18 protein-coding genes and 1 other annotated feature are annotated in these 18611 nt (G+C 30.4%); of the genes, 14 read left to right on the top strand and 4 right to left on the bottom strand.

The window, feature by feature from the left end:
* Positions 1-4 precede the first annotated feature (4 nt).
* From ACZ5N4_RS23615 to ACZ5N4_RS23595, 5 genes are all read left to right on the top strand, one after another.
* A complete protein-coding gene (locus tag ACZ5N4_RS23615; protein ID WP_464204915.1) occupies positions 5-577 on the top strand; it encodes a tetratricopeptide repeat protein in 573 nt (190 codons plus the stop codon).
* 125 nt (positions 578-702) lie between these two features.
* Positions 703-919: a binding site (T-box leader), on the top strand.
* A gap of 181 nt (positions 920-1100) precedes the next feature.
* Positions 1101-3749 carry a valine--tRNA ligase gene (locus tag ACZ5N4_RS23610; protein WP_464204914.1) on the top strand — a complete coding sequence of 883 codons (2649 nt, stop codon included), beginning with the start codon at positions 1101-1103 and terminating at the stop codon, positions 3747-3749.
* Positions 3750-3933: 184 nt separating this feature from the next.
* Positions 3934-4116 carry a hypothetical protein gene (locus tag ACZ5N4_RS23605; protein WP_464204913.1) on the top strand — a complete coding sequence of 61 codons (183 nt, stop codon included), beginning with the start codon at positions 3934-3936 and terminating at the stop codon, positions 4114-4116.
* A 71-nt stretch (positions 4117-4187) separates the two neighbouring features.
* The gene (locus tag ACZ5N4_RS23600; RefSeq protein WP_464204912.1) at positions 4188-4823 is read left to right on the top strand and encodes a hypothetical protein; all 636 of its coding nucleotides are present in this window, start codon (positions 4188-4190) and stop codon (positions 4821-4823) included.
* Positions 4824-5039: 216 nt separating this feature from the next.
* A complete protein-coding gene (locus tag ACZ5N4_RS23595; RefSeq protein ID WP_464204911.1) occupies positions 5040-6380 on the top strand; it encodes a bifunctional folylpolyglutamate synthase/dihydrofolate synthase in 1341 nt (446 codons plus the stop codon).
* Between the two features lie 73 nt (positions 6381-6453).
* On the opposite strand, the gene ACZ5N4_RS23590 is transcribed toward ACZ5N4_RS23595, so the two are convergent.
* Positions 6454-6705 (bottom strand): TIGR03905 family TSCPD domain-containing protein, encoded by a 252-nt coding sequence (locus ACZ5N4_RS23590; RefSeq protein ID WP_464204910.1) that lies wholly within the window; start codon positions 6703-6705, stop codon positions 6454-6456.
* A gap of 247 nt (positions 6706-6952) precedes the next feature.
* On the opposite strand from ACZ5N4_RS23590, the gene ACZ5N4_RS23585 reads away from it, so the two are divergent.
* Entirely contained in the window at positions 6953-7840 is an 888-nt protein-coding gene (locus ACZ5N4_RS23585) for a YncE family protein (protein ID WP_464204909.1), read from the top strand.
* A gap of 8 nt (positions 7841-7848) precedes the next feature.
* Here ACZ5N4_RS23585 and ACZ5N4_RS23580 read toward each other — a convergent pair whose 3' ends face one another.
* Together ACZ5N4_RS23580 and ACZ5N4_RS23575 are read right to left on the bottom strand one after the other, a co-directional pair.
* Entirely contained in the window at positions 7849-8373 is a 525-nt protein-coding gene (locus ACZ5N4_RS23580) for a DUF4364 family protein (RefSeq protein ID WP_178906820.1), read from the bottom strand.
* 115 nt (positions 8374-8488) lie between these two features.
* Complete coding sequence (locus ACZ5N4_RS23575; protein WP_464204908.1) at positions 8489-8716, bottom strand: small, acid-soluble spore protein, alpha/beta type; 228 nt, start codon at positions 8714-8716, stop codon at positions 8489-8491.
* Between the two features lie 197 nt (positions 8717-8913).
* On the opposite strand from ACZ5N4_RS23575, the gene pdaB reads away from it, so the two are divergent.
* The 3 genes from pdaB to ACZ5N4_RS23560 all read left to right on the top strand — a co-directional run bounded on the left by pdaB (position 8914) and on the right by ACZ5N4_RS23560 (position 11189).
* Positions 8914-9666 (top strand): polysaccharide deacetylase family sporulation protein PdaB, encoded by a 753-nt coding sequence (gene pdaB / locus ACZ5N4_RS23570; RefSeq protein ID WP_464204907.1) that lies wholly within the window; start codon positions 8914-8916, stop codon positions 9664-9666.
* Between the two features lie 186 nt (positions 9667-9852).
* A complete protein-coding gene (locus ACZ5N4_RS23565) occupies positions 9853-10356 on the top strand; it encodes a hypothetical protein (protein ID WP_178906823.1) in 504 nt (167 codons plus the stop codon).
* A 98-nt stretch (positions 10357-10454) separates the two neighbouring features.
* Positions 10455-11189: a single-stranded DNA-binding protein gene (locus ACZ5N4_RS23560; protein ID WP_464204906.1), complete on the top strand. Its 735-nt coding sequence runs from the start codon at positions 10455-10457 to the stop codon at positions 11187-11189.
* Positions 11190-11242: 53 nt separating this feature from the next.
* Here ACZ5N4_RS23560 and dapD read toward each other — a convergent pair whose 3' ends face one another.
* Positions 11243-11953: a 2,3,4,5-tetrahydropyridine-2,6-dicarboxylate N-acetyltransferase gene (gene dapD, locus ACZ5N4_RS23555; RefSeq protein WP_464204905.1), complete on the bottom strand. Its 711-nt coding sequence runs from the start codon at positions 11951-11953 to the stop codon at positions 11243-11245.
* 184 nt (positions 11954-12137) lie between these two features.
* On the opposite strand from dapD, the gene ACZ5N4_RS23550 reads away from it, so the two are divergent.
* The 5 genes from ACZ5N4_RS23550 to ACZ5N4_RS23530 all read left to right on the top strand — a co-directional run bounded on the left by ACZ5N4_RS23550 (position 12138) and on the right by ACZ5N4_RS23530 (position 18589).
* Entirely contained in the window at positions 12138-13121 is a 984-nt protein-coding gene (locus tag ACZ5N4_RS23550) for a sulfide/dihydroorotate dehydrogenase-like FAD/NAD-binding protein (protein ID WP_464204904.1), read from the top strand.
* Positions 13122-13210: 89 nt separating this feature from the next.
* Positions 13211-14488: an FAD-dependent oxidoreductase gene (locus ACZ5N4_RS23545; RefSeq protein WP_464204903.1), complete on the top strand. Its 1278-nt coding sequence runs from the start codon at positions 13211-13213 to the stop codon at positions 14486-14488.
* 167 nt (positions 14489-14655) lie between these two features.
* On the top strand, positions 14656-15813 hold the full coding sequence (locus ACZ5N4_RS23540; protein WP_464204902.1) for a pyridoxal phosphate-dependent aminotransferase: 1158 nt from the start codon (positions 14656-14658) through the stop codon (positions 15811-15813).
* Between the two features lie 727 nt (positions 15814-16540).
* Positions 16541-16945, top strand: coding sequence for a methylaspartate mutase subunit S (glmS, locus tag ACZ5N4_RS23535; protein ID WP_464204901.1), 405 nt, complete (start codon positions 16541-16543; stop codon positions 16943-16945).
* Between the two features lie 192 nt (positions 16946-17137).
* Complete coding sequence (locus tag ACZ5N4_RS23530) at positions 17138-18589, top strand: methylaspartate mutase subunit E (RefSeq protein ID WP_464204900.1); 1452 nt, start codon at positions 17138-17140, stop codon at positions 18587-18589.
* Positions 18590-18611: the final 22 nt, after the last annotated feature.

Below are 18611 nucleotides of genomic sequence, written 5' to 3'. Positions count from 1 at the left end.
TTGAATGAAAAAAGTATTAGTGGTTGATGATACAAAGAACATAAGAACGTTACTAACTACATGTCTTGAAATAAATGATTATGAAGTTATCACAGCTAAAAATGGGCAAGAGGCAATTGAACTATTAAATATCGAAAAGTTTGATTTGGCTTTTTTAGATATAAAAATGCCAGAAATAAGTGGAACTACAGTTTTGAAGAAAATGAGGGAAATAGGTATTAATATTCCTGTAGTAATTATGACTGCATTTGCTACAATCAAAAATGCAGTGGAGTGCACAAAACTTGGTGCTGTTGTATATTTGCAAAAACCTTTTACTGCAGAAAAGATTAAATCAGTATTAAATGAAATTTTTAATGATGATAATACTAAAGCTTTAGATGATTACTTAAAGAACAGTAGAGAATTGATCGAACTAGGAAGAAATGAAGAGGCTTATGATATTTTGAAAAAAGCTTTATCTATAGATCCATTATGTTCGGAGATATATTATATAATTGGAACGATTTATGAGAAAGATGGAAATCTAAAGCAAGCAAAAAAGTTTTATGAAACGTCAGAGCGATTTAGTATATAGTGCAATAGAGAAGAATAAAGAATATTTCACATTTTTGTGGAGAAAATATTATAAATTTATATAAATATACTTGACAGTAGAATAAATAAGGATATAATAATATTTAAAAGTTAAATATAGGGATTTAATTAGCTATGATGAAGAGGAGTAAAGGTAAGAAAAGTATTAAGAGAGGAAAGCTTACTAGCTGAAAGGCTTTCTATGCGGATTACTTTGAATGTAGCTTCGGAGCTTCTTTGCTGAATTTATAGTAGGTAAAGACGGTTTTCTTAACCGTTATTTGTATTAAGAGCCTGTAATTTTGCAGGAAAAAAGGTGGTAACGCGGGTCTTCGTCCTTTTATGGGATGAAGGCTTTTTTTATTTTCTAAGATCAGTATACTGATGAATATCCAATGGCAAGGTATAAGAATATTTAATAACTTAAGGAGGTTAAAGCCCTAAATGGGCTTTAACGAGCAATTAGCAAGCGGGAGAGAGCAATCTTTAATTGCTCAGTGTTCCGACTAAAAGGAGGAATTAGAATGTCAGAAAAAAGAGAAATGGCAACAACTTATAGTCCAAAAGAATTTGAAGGCAGAATCTATAAAAATTGGGAGGAGAAAGGCTATTTTACTCCAGAGGTGGATGAAAATAAAGCTCCATATACAATAGTATTACCTCCACCAAACATTACAGGAAAGCTTCACTTAGGTCATGCGCTAGACGATACTATCCAAGATATAATCATAAGAACTAAAAGAATGCAAGGTTACAGTACTTTATGGTTACCAGGACAAGACCATGCAAGTATAGCTACAGAAGTTAAGGTTGAAAATGAACTTTTAAAACAAGGCCTTAAAAAGAAGGAAATGGGTAGAGAAGCATTCCTAGGCAAGGTTTGGGAATGGGCTAATGAGTATAGAGGCAGAATAATGGATCAGGTAAAACAGTTAGGTTGTTCAGTAGACTCCACACGAGAATGTTTTACTATGGAAGAGAAAGCAAACAAAGCTGTTAGAAATTTCTTTGTTAAGTTATACAATGAAGGTTTAATTTATCAAGGAAATAGAATAACAAATTGGTGCCCAAAATGTCAAACTGCGATATCCGATGCTGAAATAGAATACAGCGAACAGGACGGACATTTCTGGCATATTAAATACCCAGTTGTAGGCAGCGATGAATATTTAGAAATAGCTACTACAAGACCAGAGACAATGCTTGGAGATACTGCTGTTGCAGTTAACCCTAATGATGAAAGATATGCTCACCTAATAGGAAAGACTTTAATGCTTCCACTAGTTAATAGAGAAATTCCTATAGTAGCAGATGATTATGTTGATTTAGAGTTTGGTACAGGAGCAGTTAAAATAACTCCAGCTCACGATCCAAATGATTATCAAGTAGGAAAGAGACATAACCTACCAGAAATAATTGTTATGCACCTAGACGGAAGAATAAATTTCCCAGGAAGTAGATATGATGGATTAGATAGATATGAAGCTAGAAAACTTATAGTTGAAGATTTAAAAAATGAAGGCTTCTTAGTAAATATAAAAGAACACAATCACAATGTAGGAACTCATGATAGATGTAATACGGTTATAGAACCTATGGTTTCAAAGCAATGGTTTGTAAAGATGGAATCTTTAGCAAAACCAGCTATAGATGTTGTAAAAACTAAGAAGATTAAGTTTGTACCAGAAAGATTTGAAAAAACTTATTTTAACTGGATGGAAAACATTCAAGATTGGTGTATTTCAAGACAGTTATGGTGGGGACACAGAATTCCAGTATGGTACTGCCAAGACTGTGGTGAGGTTATTGCATCTGTAGATGAACCAACAAAATGTAATAAGTGTAATTCAGAAAAATTACAACAAGACAATGACGTATTAGATACTTGGTTCAGTTCAGCATTATGGCCTTTCTCAACAATGGGCTGGCCAGATAAAACACCAGACTTAAAGTATTTCTATCCAAATAGTACATTAGTTACAGGATACGATATAATATTCTTCTGGGTAGCTAGAATGGTATTCTCAGGATTATATTGTATGGATGATATTCCATTTGAAAATGTATTAATCCATGGTATAGTAAGAGATGCAAATGGAAAGAAAATGTCTAAATCCTTAGGAAATGGAGTAGATCCACTTGAGGTAATAGAACAATATGGTGCAGATGCCTTAAGATTTACACTTATAACAGGAAATGCTCCAGGAAATGATATAAGATACTATCCTGAAAGAGTAGAAGCTGCTAGAAACTTTGCAAATAAGATTTGGAATGCTTCAAGATTCGTTCTTATGAATATAGATGAGGAAGCTATGAACAAATATAAGGATTGCAAAAACTACAGTGCTGCTGATAAGTGGATACTATCAAGAATGAACACTTTAGTAAAAGAAGTAACTGATAATATAGAAAAATTTGAGTTAGGAATAGCATCACAAAAAGTTTATGACTTTATATGGGGCGAATTCTGTGACTGGTATATAGAGCTTGTAAAACCAGTAATGTATGGTGAAGATGAAGAAGCTAAGGGTGTTGCATTTAATGTATTGAACAAAGTTTTATCAACAAGCTTACAATTATTACACCCAATAATGCCATTCATAACAGAAGAAATATATACTCACCTTTATACTGAGTTTGAATCAATAGTTATATCAAAATGGCCAGAATATGATGAAACACTTAATGATGAAAAAGCTGAAAAAGATATGGAATATATAATAGAAGCTATTAAATCATTAAGAAATGTAAGAACTGAGATGAATGTACCACCTTCAAGAAAAGCTAAAGTAATGGCTTATGTAACAGAAAGTGATGCATTAGAAGCATTTAAGAGTGGGGAAACTTACTTCCAAAAGCTTGCTTCAGCTAGTGAGGTACAATTCTTAAATACTAAAGAAGAAGCTCCAGAAAATGTAGTTTCAGTAGTTACAAGAGGAGCAGAAATGTTTATGCCTTTACTTGATCTAGTAGATCTTGAAAAAGAGCTTGAAAGATTAAATAAAGAGAAAGAAAAATTAGAAAAAGAAATAGATAGAGTAGAGAAAAAGCTTGCTAACGAAAAATTCGTATCAAAAGCGCCTCAAGCAGTAGTTGATGAAGAAAAAGCTAAAGGCGACAAATATAAAGAAATGCTTGCAGCAGTAATTTCAAGATTGAAAAGTTTAAAATAATAGGCTAAGTCTAATATCCCCCGTAATAATTAAGGGGGATATTTTTGCGTATTAAAAATATTAAAAAAAATTTAAGTGTATTTAAAAATATGTTAAAGTATATTTTAAAACTTACGTATATTATATATGAGTCGAAATTGTAGATACGATACTTTTGATAAAGTGAATGGAAGGTTGGTATATTGTGGATAAGTACATTAAAGCTTCTATGATATTTCTATTTACTCTTTTGTTTTGTAAGACTATTTTTTTTATCCTTGATAAAAAGCTTGCTAAAAATAGATTTAGATTAACCGACAGATGCAGATATACTGTGGAAGGTACGTTATGTGTTGTATTAGGATTTGTTTCAGGAGTTTTAGTTTAAGATAGATAAAAGCTAACCAAAAGATTTATTATAACATTGAACTTTATAGTAATAAATAGGGGGATAAGCAGATGGCAGCAAAGAAATCTATATTTGAAAAATTTAAGTTAGTAGAAAAAATAGAAGACGCAAAACTAGAAAATGAGGAGCAATGTGAAGATAAAGTACTCAGCGAAAGTGATAAACCGGAAGATAATAATATCGAAAGTGACTCTTCAAAAGATGATGAGATTATAACAGCAAATCAAGAGGATGAAGAAAATAATATATGTCAGGAAGCTAGTAATATGAGTATAGATACGGTCTTAAGTATAGAAGAAATATATAGCATGTTTAATTTGGAAAATGAGAATACAAAAAAGGTATACATAATAGATAACTTTTTTAATGCTTTACCAGGGAACCTTCCAACTGAAATCAAAAAACAATCAGTTGTTAATATAATAAATGCATCAGGCATGAATATTAATACTTTACTAAAAGATGGTAAAGATAGGGCAGTTGTACTTAGAGATTACCTTAAAGAATTCTCTAAGAATACAGATGAAGTAGTAAACCAATATCAAGATAGAATTAAAGAATTACTGAAAGAAATAGAAGAGCTAAAGCAAAATATAAGCAAGAAAGAAAGCCTTCAAAGCGAGCAAAAGCATATGATAGAATATGAAATTCAAAAAATAAATAGTATTATAGAATCTGTAAAATAAGAGCGTCATAGGAGACTGTTGTAGTAGAAATATTATAGCAGTTTTTTGTTTTGTTGGGTTAGCTATGCCAAAATTGTTAATCTAATAATAACTTATAAGAATATATAGTTTTATAATAAAATTGATTGAATGTTAAATTCTTGATAAAATAAGATAGAGTTTAAATCAGAATCAATTAGCCATTGGGTAAATTTTAAAATATTGGGGTGTGACATTATGAATTATCAAGAAACTATGAGTTATATAACCAATACGGCCAAATTCGGAACTAACTTTGGATTGGATAGAACGGAAAAGATACTAGAATTGCTGGGGAATCCTCATAAAAAGTTAAAATGTATACATTTAGCTGGCACTAATGGAAAAGGATCTACTACTGCTATGATTACTCGAATACTTGTAGATGCTGGATATAAAGTTGGCATGTATACTTCACCTTACCTTGAGGTTTTTGAAGAAAGAATTCAAATAAATGGAGAAAACATTTCCAAAGAAGAGTTAAGTGAAACTGTTACAGAAGTATCAAATTCAGTAAATAAAGTTATAGAATTAGGATATGAACATCCAACTGAATTTGAGATTATAACTTGTACAATGTTTTATTATTTCTCGAAGAAAAACGTAGATTTTGCAGTAGTTGAAGTAGGATTAGGGGGAAGGTTAGACTCTACAAATGTAATTGAACCATTTTCTATTGTTGAAGGTGGAGGAGTGCTAGCAAGTGTCATGGCATCTATAAGCTATGATCATATGCAAATATTAGGTAATACATTAGAGGAGATTGCTTATGAAAAAGCCGGAATAATAAAAAATGGTGTACCTGTAATAATGTATCCTCAACAAAAGGAAGCGGAAGAAGTTATAGAAAAGGTATGCTTTGAGAGAGGCTGTAAATTAATAAAGGTTCCGAATAACTGTGTAGAGTATTTAGACGATAACAATATTAAAATAGATAATCAGAGCATGAATTATAGTCAAAACATTAAATTACAGACCAATGAGAGTACATATTATATAGAATTAGCCTTGCTAGGTAAACATCAATTATTAAATTGTGCTACAGCAGTTTTTGTTATAGAAGAGCTTATAAAGCAAGGGATAAAGATAAGTGTTGATAGCATTATTAATGGATTAAAGACTGTGAAATGGATAGGAAGACTTGAAGTTATTAGGAACAAGCCTTTAGTTGTAATAGATGGAGCACATAATATAGATGGTATTTCAAAGCTCAAGGAAAATATTGAATTATATTTTAAATATAATAAGATGACGTTAATATTAGGAATATTAGCAGATAAAGAAGTAGATAGTATGGTAAATACCATTGTTCCCCTAGCGGACAGAGTTATAGCAGTAACACCTAACAGCTATAGAGCTGAGAGTGCAGAAGAACTTAAAAATGTGATACAAAAATATAACACAAAATGCGAAGCGGTAGAGAATTATAAAGATGCATATGAGTTAGCTCTTTCATATTGTAATGAAGATGATCTATTGTTAATTTCTGGTTCGTTATATATGATAGGTGATATGAGAAAAATACTGAAATTATTTTAATAATAAAATATAAAAAAGTGCCTTAATTATTTTACATAGTTAAGGCACTTTTTAATGCTTTGATATTATAAGTTTAATTATTTTTTATAACCATTTCTTGAAGAGCTTTTACAAACTGATCAGGACAAGATGTGTTCTTGCCGCCACAGGATATACCTTCTAATTTTTTAATAGCGTCCTCAACCTCTAACCCCTCTAAGAGACTAGATAATCCTTGAAGGTTACCATTGCATCCTCCAACAAAAGAAACATTAGTAATTTTGTTATCTACTATATCAAAATTTATTTCTTTAGAACAAACTCCATTAGTTTTATAGCTATACATAATATCACCTGCCTTGAGTATTATTAGTAAATTTATGATTAACAAAAACATTATATAACAAAATATATATATTACTCAACACATAGTGTTATTTAAAAAATATTCTTAAAGTTTAGATAAGGCATCTTCAAAATATCCGTTGCATTTTTGACTTGTTATTTTCTTTCAGATGCCTAATAAAATTTCTAAATTTATTATTACCTATTTTGAGGAATATTCATATTATATTTGTAAGGGGGGGATAGAATTGAGGCGTTTATATGTATGTAATACTTCTTCGGATTTTATTTCTAAAGTTAATATAAATAATTTTGAAGAAGAAAGTAGAATTATATTAAAGTCAAATAATATGAATGACAGAGTTGGGCCACATGGCATAAGTTTATATAAAGATAAACTTATAGTAGCAAATAATTATAGTAATAGTATATCAATTATAAATTTATTAGAAGAATTAGAGGAAAGCAGCCACTATATAGGTGTGCACTGCAATGATGTAGTTATTTTTAGAAAAAATGCATATATAATATGTGGTGACCTTAACAGTTTAATAGTATTTGATCTTATAGAAAATAAAATAGTAGAGGAAATCCCCTGTGGAAGTTTACCACATAGTATATGCTTAAATAAGGAGAAGAAGCTTTTACTAGTATCGAATATGTATGATGATAGCATAACGATAATTGATTGTACTAATAACGATAATATTAAAAATATAAGAGTAGGTGCATATCCTACGAAAGCCTTATTTACAGTTGATGGACAATATTCTCTTGTATGTGAAAGTAATATAGGTTCCGATTTTAGAGGAAGCATAGCGGTTCTTTCATTAAAGAACTATAAGATTATTAACAGAATTACTGTAGGAAATTCACCTATTGATATGTATTGCGATGAGAAGACTTGCCTTGTATCTAACTTTGGAGAGGGCAGCATAAGTGTTATAGACATAAATCATTATAAGGAAGATAAAAAAATAATTGTGGGTGGAATGCCAAGAGGAATAATGAAATATGGCAGAAGTATATACGTAGGAGATAATTATAATAATAGATTAATAGATGTAAACATTGAAAATGGAAACAAAAAATATATACCTATAGGAGGAGAGCCTACAGGTATGATTTTAGTATAAACATGCTATTAGGTTATCAATAAATTAATAATTTTATTATATAATTCTGAAGAATTGCTTTTCCATTTTTGACATAGATCCTTAGCTTGTTTATTTGATCCTACATTAATTTTTATATCGATGAGTATAGAATCATTTTCTAGTGCCTTTAAGTTAACTATATAGTTATCTTTATTCTCTATTGTATAGTTGGCTGTTACAGCAACTTCCTTTTTTATATTCTCTATGTGATTTTTTAAATAGTTATCTATAGTATCTATTTTACTATTAGAAAGCCTATTTTCAAATAAAGACAACACTTTAGCTCCTTTTTCAGTAATCATAAATCTGTGATTACCTGAGTTGTCTATATCTTTTATAAAACTCGAAGAAACAAGTTCTGTTAAATATTGCTGAAGAGTAAAATAATTAATAAAATTATTTTCTAAAATAATCTGTGTTATATGATTATTCGAGATAGGGAGTTTAATTTTATTAAGTATGTAAAGCAGTAATAATTTGTTTTCTGCTAGCTCTACAGTATCCTCAAACATTATCTATCCTCCTGATAAATTATTAGTTATACAATAATTATATTTTATATTATAACATAAAATGTATGAAAATGAATAAAGCACTGAATTTCTTCAGTGCTTTATTTTTTATATGTTATTTTCCGTTAGCTAAGTTCTGTTCTGCCATTGATATCAGTCTCCTTACCATTTCACCGCCAACTTTACCACAGTTTTTTGATGAAACTTCGCCCCAATAATCTTCAGAACCTTGGTGAACTCCTAAATTTAATCCTTCAGCTATTTCATATTTCATGTTATCCAATATAGAATGAGCTTCTGGTACTAATTGTGTTCTTCCACTTCCAGATTGACCTAATGCCATATAAAATCCTCCTTTAACTATGTACTGTAGTCATAGTTTGTACTTTTATTATTAGTTTATTCTGTAGAGTTTCAGGAAGATTAGGTTAACTTAACCACTAAAAATATTAACAAGAAATTTATTTAATTTATGTAATAATTGTTAGTAAATGATACTATATAAATTTATAAGAACAATTATATTTTGGAGGGAAAATTTTGAGATTTAGGTTATCAAAAAAAATTTTACTTGTGTTATTTTTGCTTTTTATAGCTATTATAACATCTATTTTTATCAACTATAAAGAAAGAGGAGCTTTTATAAGAATGAACAGGAATTTGCCTATTTATTGTGTTGATATAAAAGATAAAAAAATAGCTATGAGTTTCGATGTAAGCTGGGGAAATGACAACACAGACAAAATATTAGACATACTTGACAAATACAATATTAAAGCAACATTCTTTCTAGTAGGAGGATGGATAGACGAAAATCCAGATAAGGTAAAAGAAATTTATAAGAGAGGCCATGAGATTGGAAATCATTCTAATAAGCATCCAGACATGACTAAAATATCAAGAGAAAGAATTATACAGGAAATAGATATTAGTGATGCAAAAATTAGACAGCTTACAGGTGAAGGTACAAAGCTTTTCAGATTCCCAGAAGGATCATACAATGATATGTCAGTACAAACTGCATCTGAAACAGGACATTATTGTGTACAATGGGATGTTGATAGCATAGATTGGAGAGAAGAGGGGGCGGACGTAGAGTATAATAGGATAATAAAAAATACAAAGCCAGGTTCTATTTTACTATTTCACAATAACGCGAAGTATACACCAGGAAATTTGCCAAGAATCATAGAAAAACTTCAAGGTGAAGGTTATAAATTTGAAAAAATTGGGAATTTGATTTATAAAGATAATTATAAAATTGATTATTCAGGCAAACAAATATCCAATTAAGGCTATTTATACTATATTTTACTTAGTTTAATATAAGAGTTATTGAAACTTGGTGTAAATTTGTATTATAATGGAAATATCAAGGTGAATTAGGAAGGAGATATTATATACAAACTAATAAAATAGTATAAAAAACTATCTCTTGTTTAAAATAATTTTAATCAATTATTTTGAGGAGGTAGGAAAATGAAAACAGTATCCATAATAGGTGGTAATAAAAGTTTTAATTCCTATTTGCAGAAAGTTCTCAAATCATTAGAGGTTGATTGCAAGTATTTTACTAAATATGCTGTAAAAAGAGAAAGCTATTATGATTACGTAATATTTAATTCAAATAGTAGCATTAAAGATGTATTATTAAATGGAGGTTACTGCTTTGTTAACATGGATTTGGTAAATAGTAATAGAAATGTTAACGTATATGGAAACATAATAACTTATGGTTTAGGCAGTAAAAATACAATTACAGTTTCCAGTATGGAGGATAATAACAGTTTTGTGTATTGTCTACAGAGGGACTTAAATTATAATGCATTTGGAAAATTAGAACCTGCAGAAGTCCCAATTAATATAAGTTTTAGCGGAGAAGAAGAGATATATGCAGCTATGGTTGGAATAACTATTAGCATTATTGAAGGAAAAGACATAAGTAGTTTAGTTAAAGGAAAAAAGCTTACGGTTTTAACCTAAACCTTATATGCTAAAATTTAATAAGTATATTTTCAGTATTCTTTGAATAATTATATGTTGATGAGATAATTCAAAAACTAAGGGAAAGAGGGGTTATGATGGACAATTTAATGTTGAATAATAAAATTTATCTTGAGGGGGAAGTAAGTTCAGAGCTAGAATTTAGTCATGAGATGTATGGTGAGGGGTTTTACACCTTTTATATCGAAGTTCCGAGACTAAGTGATGCTAAGGATGCATTATTTATTACAGTTTCTGAAAGGCTAATAAGCGGTATGGATATTAGAGTTGGGTCCCAAATTATAGTTGAGGGTCAACTAAGATCTTATAACAAATTTGTAGATGGGGCTAATAGACTAATATTAACAGTTTTTGCAAGAAATATTAGCGCTTGTGAGGAAAGAAGCAAAAATCCTAATCAGATATTTCTTGATGGTTTTATTTGTAAACAACCAGTTTATAGGACAACTCCTTTTGGAAGAGAAATATCAGATATGCTTCTTGCAGTAAACAGATCTTATAACAAATCGGACTACATACCAACTATTGCTTGGGGAAGAAACTCAAGATTCTGTAAAACTTTAAAAGTTGGTGATAATATAAGAATTTGGGGAAGATTGCAAAGCAGAGAATACCAAAAGAAGATTTCAGAAGAGGATGTAATAAAAAAGATAGCATATGAAGTTTCTATATCAAAAATGGAAAAAGTAAATAAAGATGAAGATGGCAATGAGGTAAGCAGCAGTTTTGAGATAGATGAAGATATGGAATATAGCCATAAGGAGAATGAAAATAACTTAGAGGAAACTCTACCAGGAAAACAGATTTCTTAAAAAATAAACAGTGAATGGTATTAAAAACTATTCACTGTTTAAATTAAATTAACTTATCTTCTTAAATCTTCAAGAATCTTAGTCTTATCCTTTGTTTTCTCATCAACCTGCTTTATTATTTTAGCTGGTGTGCCTGCTACAACTACTCCTTCAGGAACATCTTCTGTTACAACAGAACCTGCAGCTACAACAGAACCCTTTCCAATTTTTACTCCTTCAAGTATAACAGCATTAGCACCAATTAGAACATCATCTCCTATTTCGCATGGTGATTTGCTTGGTGGTTCTAAAACACCGGCAACAACTGCACCAGCACCAAGGTGAACTCTCTTACCAAGAGTACCTCTTGCGCCAACAACAGCATTCATATCTACCATTGTACCTTCGCCAATTTCAGCACCTATATTTACAACAGCGCCCATCATTATAACGGCATTTTTACCTATTGTAACCTTATCTCTTATAATAGCGCCTGGTTCAATTCTTGCTTCAATATTTCTTACATCAATAAGAGGGATTGCAGAATTTCTTCTATCATATTCCATTCTAAATTGTTTAATCATTTCTTTGTTATTTTCAAGAAATTTTGAAACTTCTTCAGACTCACCAAAAAGCACATAAAAGTCTGAACCGTTATAGCTTTCTATATTTCCTAGATTGCAATCTGAAATATCTCCTTTAAGATATACTTTAACAGGAGTGGATTTTTTAGCTTCTTTTATATATCTGGCAATTTCATATGGATCGGTTAAATTATAGTTCATATGTAGAACCTCCTTAGTTAAGTAATTTAAATTATCATATTTATCATAATAAGTATAATTATAATAAATATGTTTCATGAATTAAAGGGGTAAAGCACATTTTTAGCAACAAAATATAAGTTTCAGTAACAAAATATAACCTCGAAAAATAATCTAATAGTATAGTGCATTAGGAGGTAGTTTAATGGGTTATGAAATAAAGGATTGTATTGATGCTGGAAGTATATATTGCCCTTGTCATTTGGCAGAAACTGGAGATTGCGTATTGTGTTCACAACTTTCAGGAAAAACCTTTTGCGATTGTATTAACTGGAAGGGAGTGTGCATGTATCAAGAATATATATTAAATAATAACAAAGCTAAAGATATAAGAAAAGAATATCTATGCAAGATAATGAAAAAAGAGGTATTGGAAAATAAGTTATTTATCCTTACAATAAATGCCCCACATAGTTTAGTGAGCGACTTAGTATATCCTGGTAGTGTAATATTTATGAGAAATCCTGAGTCATCAGCCTATTATGATACTCCTATTTCTATAATGGAAGCAGATACTGAGGAAAATACTTTGAAAGTAGCCATTGAACTAAAGGGAATAAAAACAAAAAGTATTTGTAAGCTTAAAGAAGACGAAAGCGTACTTATAAGAGGGCCATTTTGGAATGGAGTTTTAGGATTGAAAAATCTATATAAGGCAAAGGAAGGAATTTCTGTTGTAGTAGCAAGGGGAATTGGTATTGCACCATTAGTACCAGTATTAAAAAAATTATATTCGAATGGAAACAAAGTTATTGCAATAATAGATAAGACTCCTTTTAAGGAACTTTTGGGAAAGAAGTACTTTGATATGTGTAATGCTGAAATATTTTATTGTAATATGTTAGAAGCAGGAGAGCTCTCAGAAGAATTTAAAAATATAATTGGTCAAATATTAAAGGTTGAAAATGTAAATTTAGTTCATTGTGATGGGCCTGATATATTAATTTATAAATTATTAAACTATCTAAGTGATTCTATTGATGTATCTTGTTGTAACAACTCAAAAATGTGCTGTGGAGAGGGTGTATGCGGTACATGCAGCACTAGATATAAAAATCATGTAGTGAAGAAGCTATGTAAGATTCAGATAGATCCTAAATATGTATTTAAAGAAAGAAGACTTATTTGAATGCAATATAAAAATTTTGCGACACAAAATTTTTATATTGTGAATTGAAGATTTAAGTTGACAGTTACAAATATAAAGGGGGATTATTAATGAAAGTTATTATAATCGGTGGTGGATGGGCTGGTTGTGCTGCTGCAATAACAGCAAAAAAAGCAGGAGCTGAAGTTACACTCTACGAAAAAACCGATATGATTTTAGGACTAGGTAACGTTGGTGGAATAATGAGAAATAATGGAAGATATACTGCTGCTGAAGAGCTTCTAGCGCTTGGAGCAGGAGACTTAATTAATATAACAGATAAAAATACAAGACATAAAAATATAGATTTCCCAGGACATAAGCATGCATGGCTTTATGATGTCAACAAAATAGAACCTGCTGTTAAAAAGTATCTACTAGAATTAGGAATAGAATTAAAAATGATATCTAGGGTAGTAGATATAAAGAAAGCTGAAGATAGAATAATAGGATTATATTTAGCGGATGGAACTTATGATGAAGGCGATGTATTTATTGAAACTACAGGCTCAACTGGACCTATGGGTAACTGTTTAAGATATGGCAATGGTTGCTCAATGTGTGTATTGAGATGTCCATCTTTTGGACCAAGAGTAAGTATAAGTATGAGGGCTGGCGTGGATGATCTTCAGGGAGAAAGAGAAGATGGTATATATGGAGCCTTTAGTGGTTCTTGTAAGCTCTGCAAAGAGAGTTTAGATGAAGAATTAGTTAGAGAGTTAAATGAAAAAGGAGCAATTGTCCTAAAGGTTCCTCCAGAAGATATAAATATGGATAAATTAAAAGCGAAAGTATGCCAACAGTATGCCTTGAAAGAATTTGCTGAAAACGTGGTTTTGCTTGACACAGGGCATGTAAAGCTTATGACTTCTTATTATCCACTGGATAAATTAAGAAAGATTAAAGGATTAGAGAATGCAAAATATATTGATCCTTATGCAGGAGGAAAAGGTAATTCAATTAGATATTTATCCGTAGCTCCAAGAACTGATGATATGAAGGTAAAAGGTATAAGCAACTTATTCTGTGGTGGAGAAAAGAGTGGTCTTTTTGTAGGGCATACAGAAGCTATATGCACAGGAAGTTTAGCAGGGCATAATGCTGTAAGATATCTTTCGGGTATGCCATTATTAGTTCTTCCAAAAGCAACAGCTATTGGCGATATTATATCTTATGCTAATTACAAGATGATGTCAAGAAAAGGAAGAAGGAATAGATATACTTTTGCAGGAGCAGAGTATTTTAAACGAATGCAGGATATGAAACTATATTCTACTGATAAAAATGAAATTGAAAGCAGAATAGCAAGCTTAGGATTGACAGATATTATGGATCAAAAACTAATTTAAAATAATGAGAGATAGGAATTGGAATTCTAAGGTCCGGTTCCTATTTATCATGAAACTAAGAAGTCTGTTTATAAAAATAGTTTTATGCTATTATATTGTTAAAGTATTAAACTTAATATTATTAATGCATGATTTAACGTAAGTAACGGAAAGGGGCTAATTATAAAATGAAAGATATAAACAGTATTATTTCTAGGAATGTTCAAAGCATAGAGATCTCAGGAATTAGAAAGTTTTTCAACAAGGTAGTTAAATATCCTAATGCAATTTCATTAACTTTAGGTCAGCCGGATTTTAATGTACCTGAGAAAATTAAGGAAGCTATGATTAATGCAATAAATGAAAATAAAACTACATATACATCAAATGCAGGTATTATAGAACTTAGAAAAGAGATTTCCAACTACTTAAAAACTCAACATATAAATTATAATGAAAATGAGATATGTATTACAGTAGGAGGTAGTGAAGGGTTAATGGATGTTTTTGCGGCATTGATTGATCCTTCAGATAAGGTTCTAGTGCCAACACCGGCTTATCCAGCTTATGAAAGTTGTGTAAAGCTATTAGGTGGCGATATTGTAAATTATAACTTAAAAGAAGATTTTTCAATTGATTTTGAAGAGCTGGAAAAGTTAATAGCACAAGAAAAACCTAAAGTGATGGTGTTATCCTATCCGTCTAATCCTACAGGAGCTATTTTATCCAAAGAAGATAATGATAAACTTCATAAAATAATAAGTGAAAATGAGATTATTGTTGTAAGTGATGAGATGTATAGTGCACTATATTTTGAAAAAGAATATTATTCTATAGCACAATTCGATGACATAAAAGATAAAGTAATAGTGGTTGGTGGATTTTCAAAGATGTTTTCTATGACAGGACTTAGAATAGGGTATGTATGTGCGATAGAAGAATTTATGAACTCTATAATGAAGGTCCACCAGTACAATGTATCCTGTGCACCATCTATAGTCCAATATGGAGCATATGAAGGACTTAAAAATTGTATGGAAGATGTAAAATATATGAAAAAGGAATTTATTAAGAGAAGAGACTATTTATATGATAGATTGACTAAAATGGGGTTTGAATCTAATATCCCAATGGGTGCTTTTTATATGTTTCCTTCCATAAAGAAATTTAATTTGAAAAGTGAAGATTTTTGTGAAAGGCTTTTAAAGGAAGCAGGAGTTGCTGCTGTACCAGGATCCGCTTTTGGTGTGGGTGGAGAAGGATATATGAGAATTTCCTATGCTTACAGCATGGAACAATTAAAAGAAGCATGTGATAGAATAGAAAACTTTGTGAAGAATTTATAAATTAAACTTAAAAAAGAGTGCAGTATTTTGTATTATAGAAGAGTTCTATATACTTAAGTATTGCACTTTTTATTATGTAATTTAACATAAAATTTCATGAGTCCAATTTTAAAATTGGATCTATAAATTGATAAGTATTTAAATATACATCAGTTTATATTAGAATTAATTTAAAATTATTATGAAGTATAATAGCAAGATAAAATAATTGTATAAGTAAATTCGGATGTGCAATTTTATGCAATGTAATATTCATGGTATATTTTTGACTATATGAAAATATATGCAGAGTTTATAAAATCTTTGTTTGAATAGTGTAGTAGATACACTTGTATATCTTAGTATATAAATATAGAATTTTGTAAGTAATTATAGATTTTCACAATTAATTACGAAATAGTAGAATATCAGACTATGAATATTAAATAAAAAATATGAATAAAAATACATATATTTATTTGAAAATTATGAAAAAAGAATTATTTGAAAAAATATTTGATATGTATTTTTTATTATGCTATTATAAAAAAGAACAATGGATTGGTCTATTAGTCCATTTATTTTTTAAAATTTTAAAATGATGGAATTTTCGAAAAATGTACAAGTTACTAGAAAAATAATTAAATATAAGACAATATGATGGCTTTTATATAGCCTAAATTATAACTCGACAAAGGCTTTATATATAGAATTAAAATATCAAAAGTAAATTTTAGGAGGTCTCATAATGAAAACTTTAGTAATAGGTGTAATTGGATCGGACTGTCATGCTGTAGGGAATAAAATATTAGAACATTCATTTACACAAGCAGGATTTAATGTAGTAAATATAGGAGTTCTTTCTCCGCAAGAAGATTTTATAAATGCTGCAATAGAAACTAATGCAGACGCCATAATAGTTTCATCATTATATGGACATGGAGAGATAGATTGTAGAGGATTAAGAGAAAAATGTGATGAAGCAGGTCTAAAAGGAATACTAATGTATGTTGGTGGAAACTTAGTTGTTGGAAAACAAAAGTGGGAAGATGTTCACCAAAAGTTTAAAGAGATGGGATTCGATAAAGTGTATGCTCCAGGAACATCTCCAGAAATAACTATTAGAGATTTAAAGGCTGATCTAAAACTTTAGGTTTAAATAGGCCCCTCTTGAAAACGATATAAGGCTAACTTTTATAAGAATGTTTTACTTTAAATGATACATAAGTTTTATCTGATATAGGACTTTCAGCAGAGGCACACTCAGATGAATAGGTAGTTAACAGATAAAGCAGTAAGAATAATGAAAAAATATTTGGTTAATGTAGATTAGGAGGTAATCGGATTGGAACTTAAAAATAAAAAATGGACTGACGAAGAGTTTTTCAATATGAGAAAAGAGGTTTTAGCACAGTGGCCAACTGGTAAAGAAGTAGATCTTCAAGAAGCTGTTGAGTACTTAAAGAACATACCTGAAAGCAAAAGCTTTCCAGCTAAATTAAAGAAGGCTAAAGAAGCAGGAATTACGTTAGCTCAACCAAGAGCAGGTGTTGCTTTATTAAATGAGCATATAGAACTTTTAACATATCTTCAAAATGAAGGTGGAGCAGATTTGCTTCCATCAACTATAGATAGTTATACAAGACAAAATAGATATGACGAATGTGAAGTAGGAATTCAAGAAAGTATAGCAGCAGGAAGATCATTGTTAAATGGTTTCCCAGGAGTTAACCATGGAGTAAAAGGATGTAGAAAAGTATTTGAATCAGTAGAATTGCCTCTTCAAGCAAGACACGGTACACCAGATGCTAGACTACTTACAGAGATAATTCATGCAGCAGGTTGGACTTCAAATGAAGGTGGCGGAATATCCTACAACATTCCTTATGCAAAGAGTGTATCTATAGAAAAAACTTTATTAGATTGGCAGTACTGTGATAGACTTGCTGGATATTATGAAGAGCAAGGAATATCTATAAATAGAGAGCCATTCGGTCCTTTGACAGGTACATTAGTTCCACCAAGTACATCAAATACAGTTGCTATAATAGAAGCTTTACTTGCAGCAGAGCAAGGTGTTAAAAACATAACTGTTGGATATGGACAATGTGGAAACCTAGTTCAAGACGTTGCAGCTATAAGAGCTTTAGAAGAACAAGTAAATGAATACTTAAAACAATATGGATATAATGATGTTTATGTAACAACAGTATTCCATCAATGGATGGGTGGATTCCCACAAGATGAAGCAAAAGCTTTTGGAGTTATATCATCGGGAGCAGCAACAGCAGCTTTAGCTGGAGCTACAAAAGTTATAGTAAAAACTCCTCATGAAGCATTAGGAATACCAACAAAAGAAGCAAATGCAGCAGGAATAAAGGCTACAAAGATGGCTTTAAATATGCTTCAAGGACAAAGACTTCCTATGTCAAAAGAATTAGAAACAGAAATAGCTGTAATTAAAGCTGAAACAAAATGCATGATGGATAAATTATTCGAACTTGGAAATGGTGATTTAGCTATAGGAACAGTAAAAGGCTTTGAAGTTGGAACAGTAGATATACCATTTGCTCCAAGCAAATACAATTTAGGACAAATGATGCCAGCAAGAGATAATAATGGAGCTGTAAGATATCTTAACTTTGGAAACGTACCTCTAAGTGATGAATTAAAAGAATTCAACATGAAAAAGCTACAAGAAAGAGGTAACTTTGAAGGAAGAGAAGTAAGCTTCCAGATGACAATAGATGATATATTCGCTGTAGGTAAGGGTGTTCTTATAGGTAGACCAGAATAATAAAAGCAAAATAGTGATATTA

Source organism: Clostridium nitrophenolicum (assembly GCF_055391695.1).
The sequence above is the reverse complement of the archived record's forward strand: the minus strand, read 5'-3'. Positions and strand labels throughout refer to the sequence as shown.

Bases quoted from the DNA above. Each gene is read 5' to 3' on its own strand.
- ACZ5N4_RS23615 (WP_464204915.1), top strand. From the start codon at position 5: ATGAAAAAAGTATTAGTGGTTGATGATACAAAGAACATAAGAACGTTA.
- ACZ5N4_RS23610 (WP_464204914.1), top strand. From the start codon at position 1,101: ATGTCAGAAAAAAGAGAAATGGCAACAACTTATAGTCCAAAAGAATTT.
- ACZ5N4_RS23600 (WP_464204912.1), top strand. From the start codon at position 4,188: ATGGCAGCAAAGAAATCTATATTTGAAAAATTTAAGTTAGTAGAAAAA.
- ACZ5N4_RS23595 (WP_464204911.1), top strand. From the start codon at position 5,040: ATGAATTATCAAGAAACTATGAGTTATATAACCAATACGGCCAAATTC.
- ACZ5N4_RS23590 (WP_464204910.1), bottom strand. From the start codon at position 6,705: ATGTATAGCTATAAAACTAATGGAGTTTGTTCTAAAGAAATAAATTTT.
- ACZ5N4_RS23580 (WP_178906820.1), bottom strand. From the start codon at position 8,373: ATGTTTGAGGATACTGTAGAGCTAGCAGAAAACAAATTATTACTGCTT.
- ACZ5N4_RS23575 (WP_464204908.1), bottom strand. From the start codon at position 8,716: ATGGCATTAGGTCAATCTGGAAGTGGAAGAACACAATTAGTACCAGAA.
- ACZ5N4_RS23565 (WP_178906823.1), top strand. From the start codon at position 9,853: ATGAAAACAGTATCCATAATAGGTGGTAATAAAAGTTTTAATTCCTAT.
- ACZ5N4_RS23560 (WP_464204906.1), top strand. From the start codon at position 10,455: ATGGACAATTTAATGTTGAATAATAAAATTTATCTTGAGGGGGAAGTA.
- dapD (WP_464204905.1), bottom strand. From the start codon at position 11,953: ATGAACTATAATTTAACCGATCCATATGAAATTGCCAGATATATAAAA.
- ACZ5N4_RS23550 (WP_464204904.1), top strand. From the start codon at position 12,138: ATGGGTTATGAAATAAAGGATTGTATTGATGCTGGAAGTATATATTGC.
- ACZ5N4_RS23545 (WP_464204903.1), top strand. From the start codon at position 13,211: ATGAAAGTTATTATAATCGGTGGTGGATGGGCTGGTTGTGCTGCTGCA.
- ACZ5N4_RS23540 (WP_464204902.1), top strand. From the start codon at position 14,656: ATGAAAGATATAAACAGTATTATTTCTAGGAATGTTCAAAGCATAGAG.
- glmS (WP_464204901.1), top strand. From the start codon at position 16,541: ATGAAAACTTTAGTAATAGGTGTAATTGGATCGGACTGTCATGCTGTA.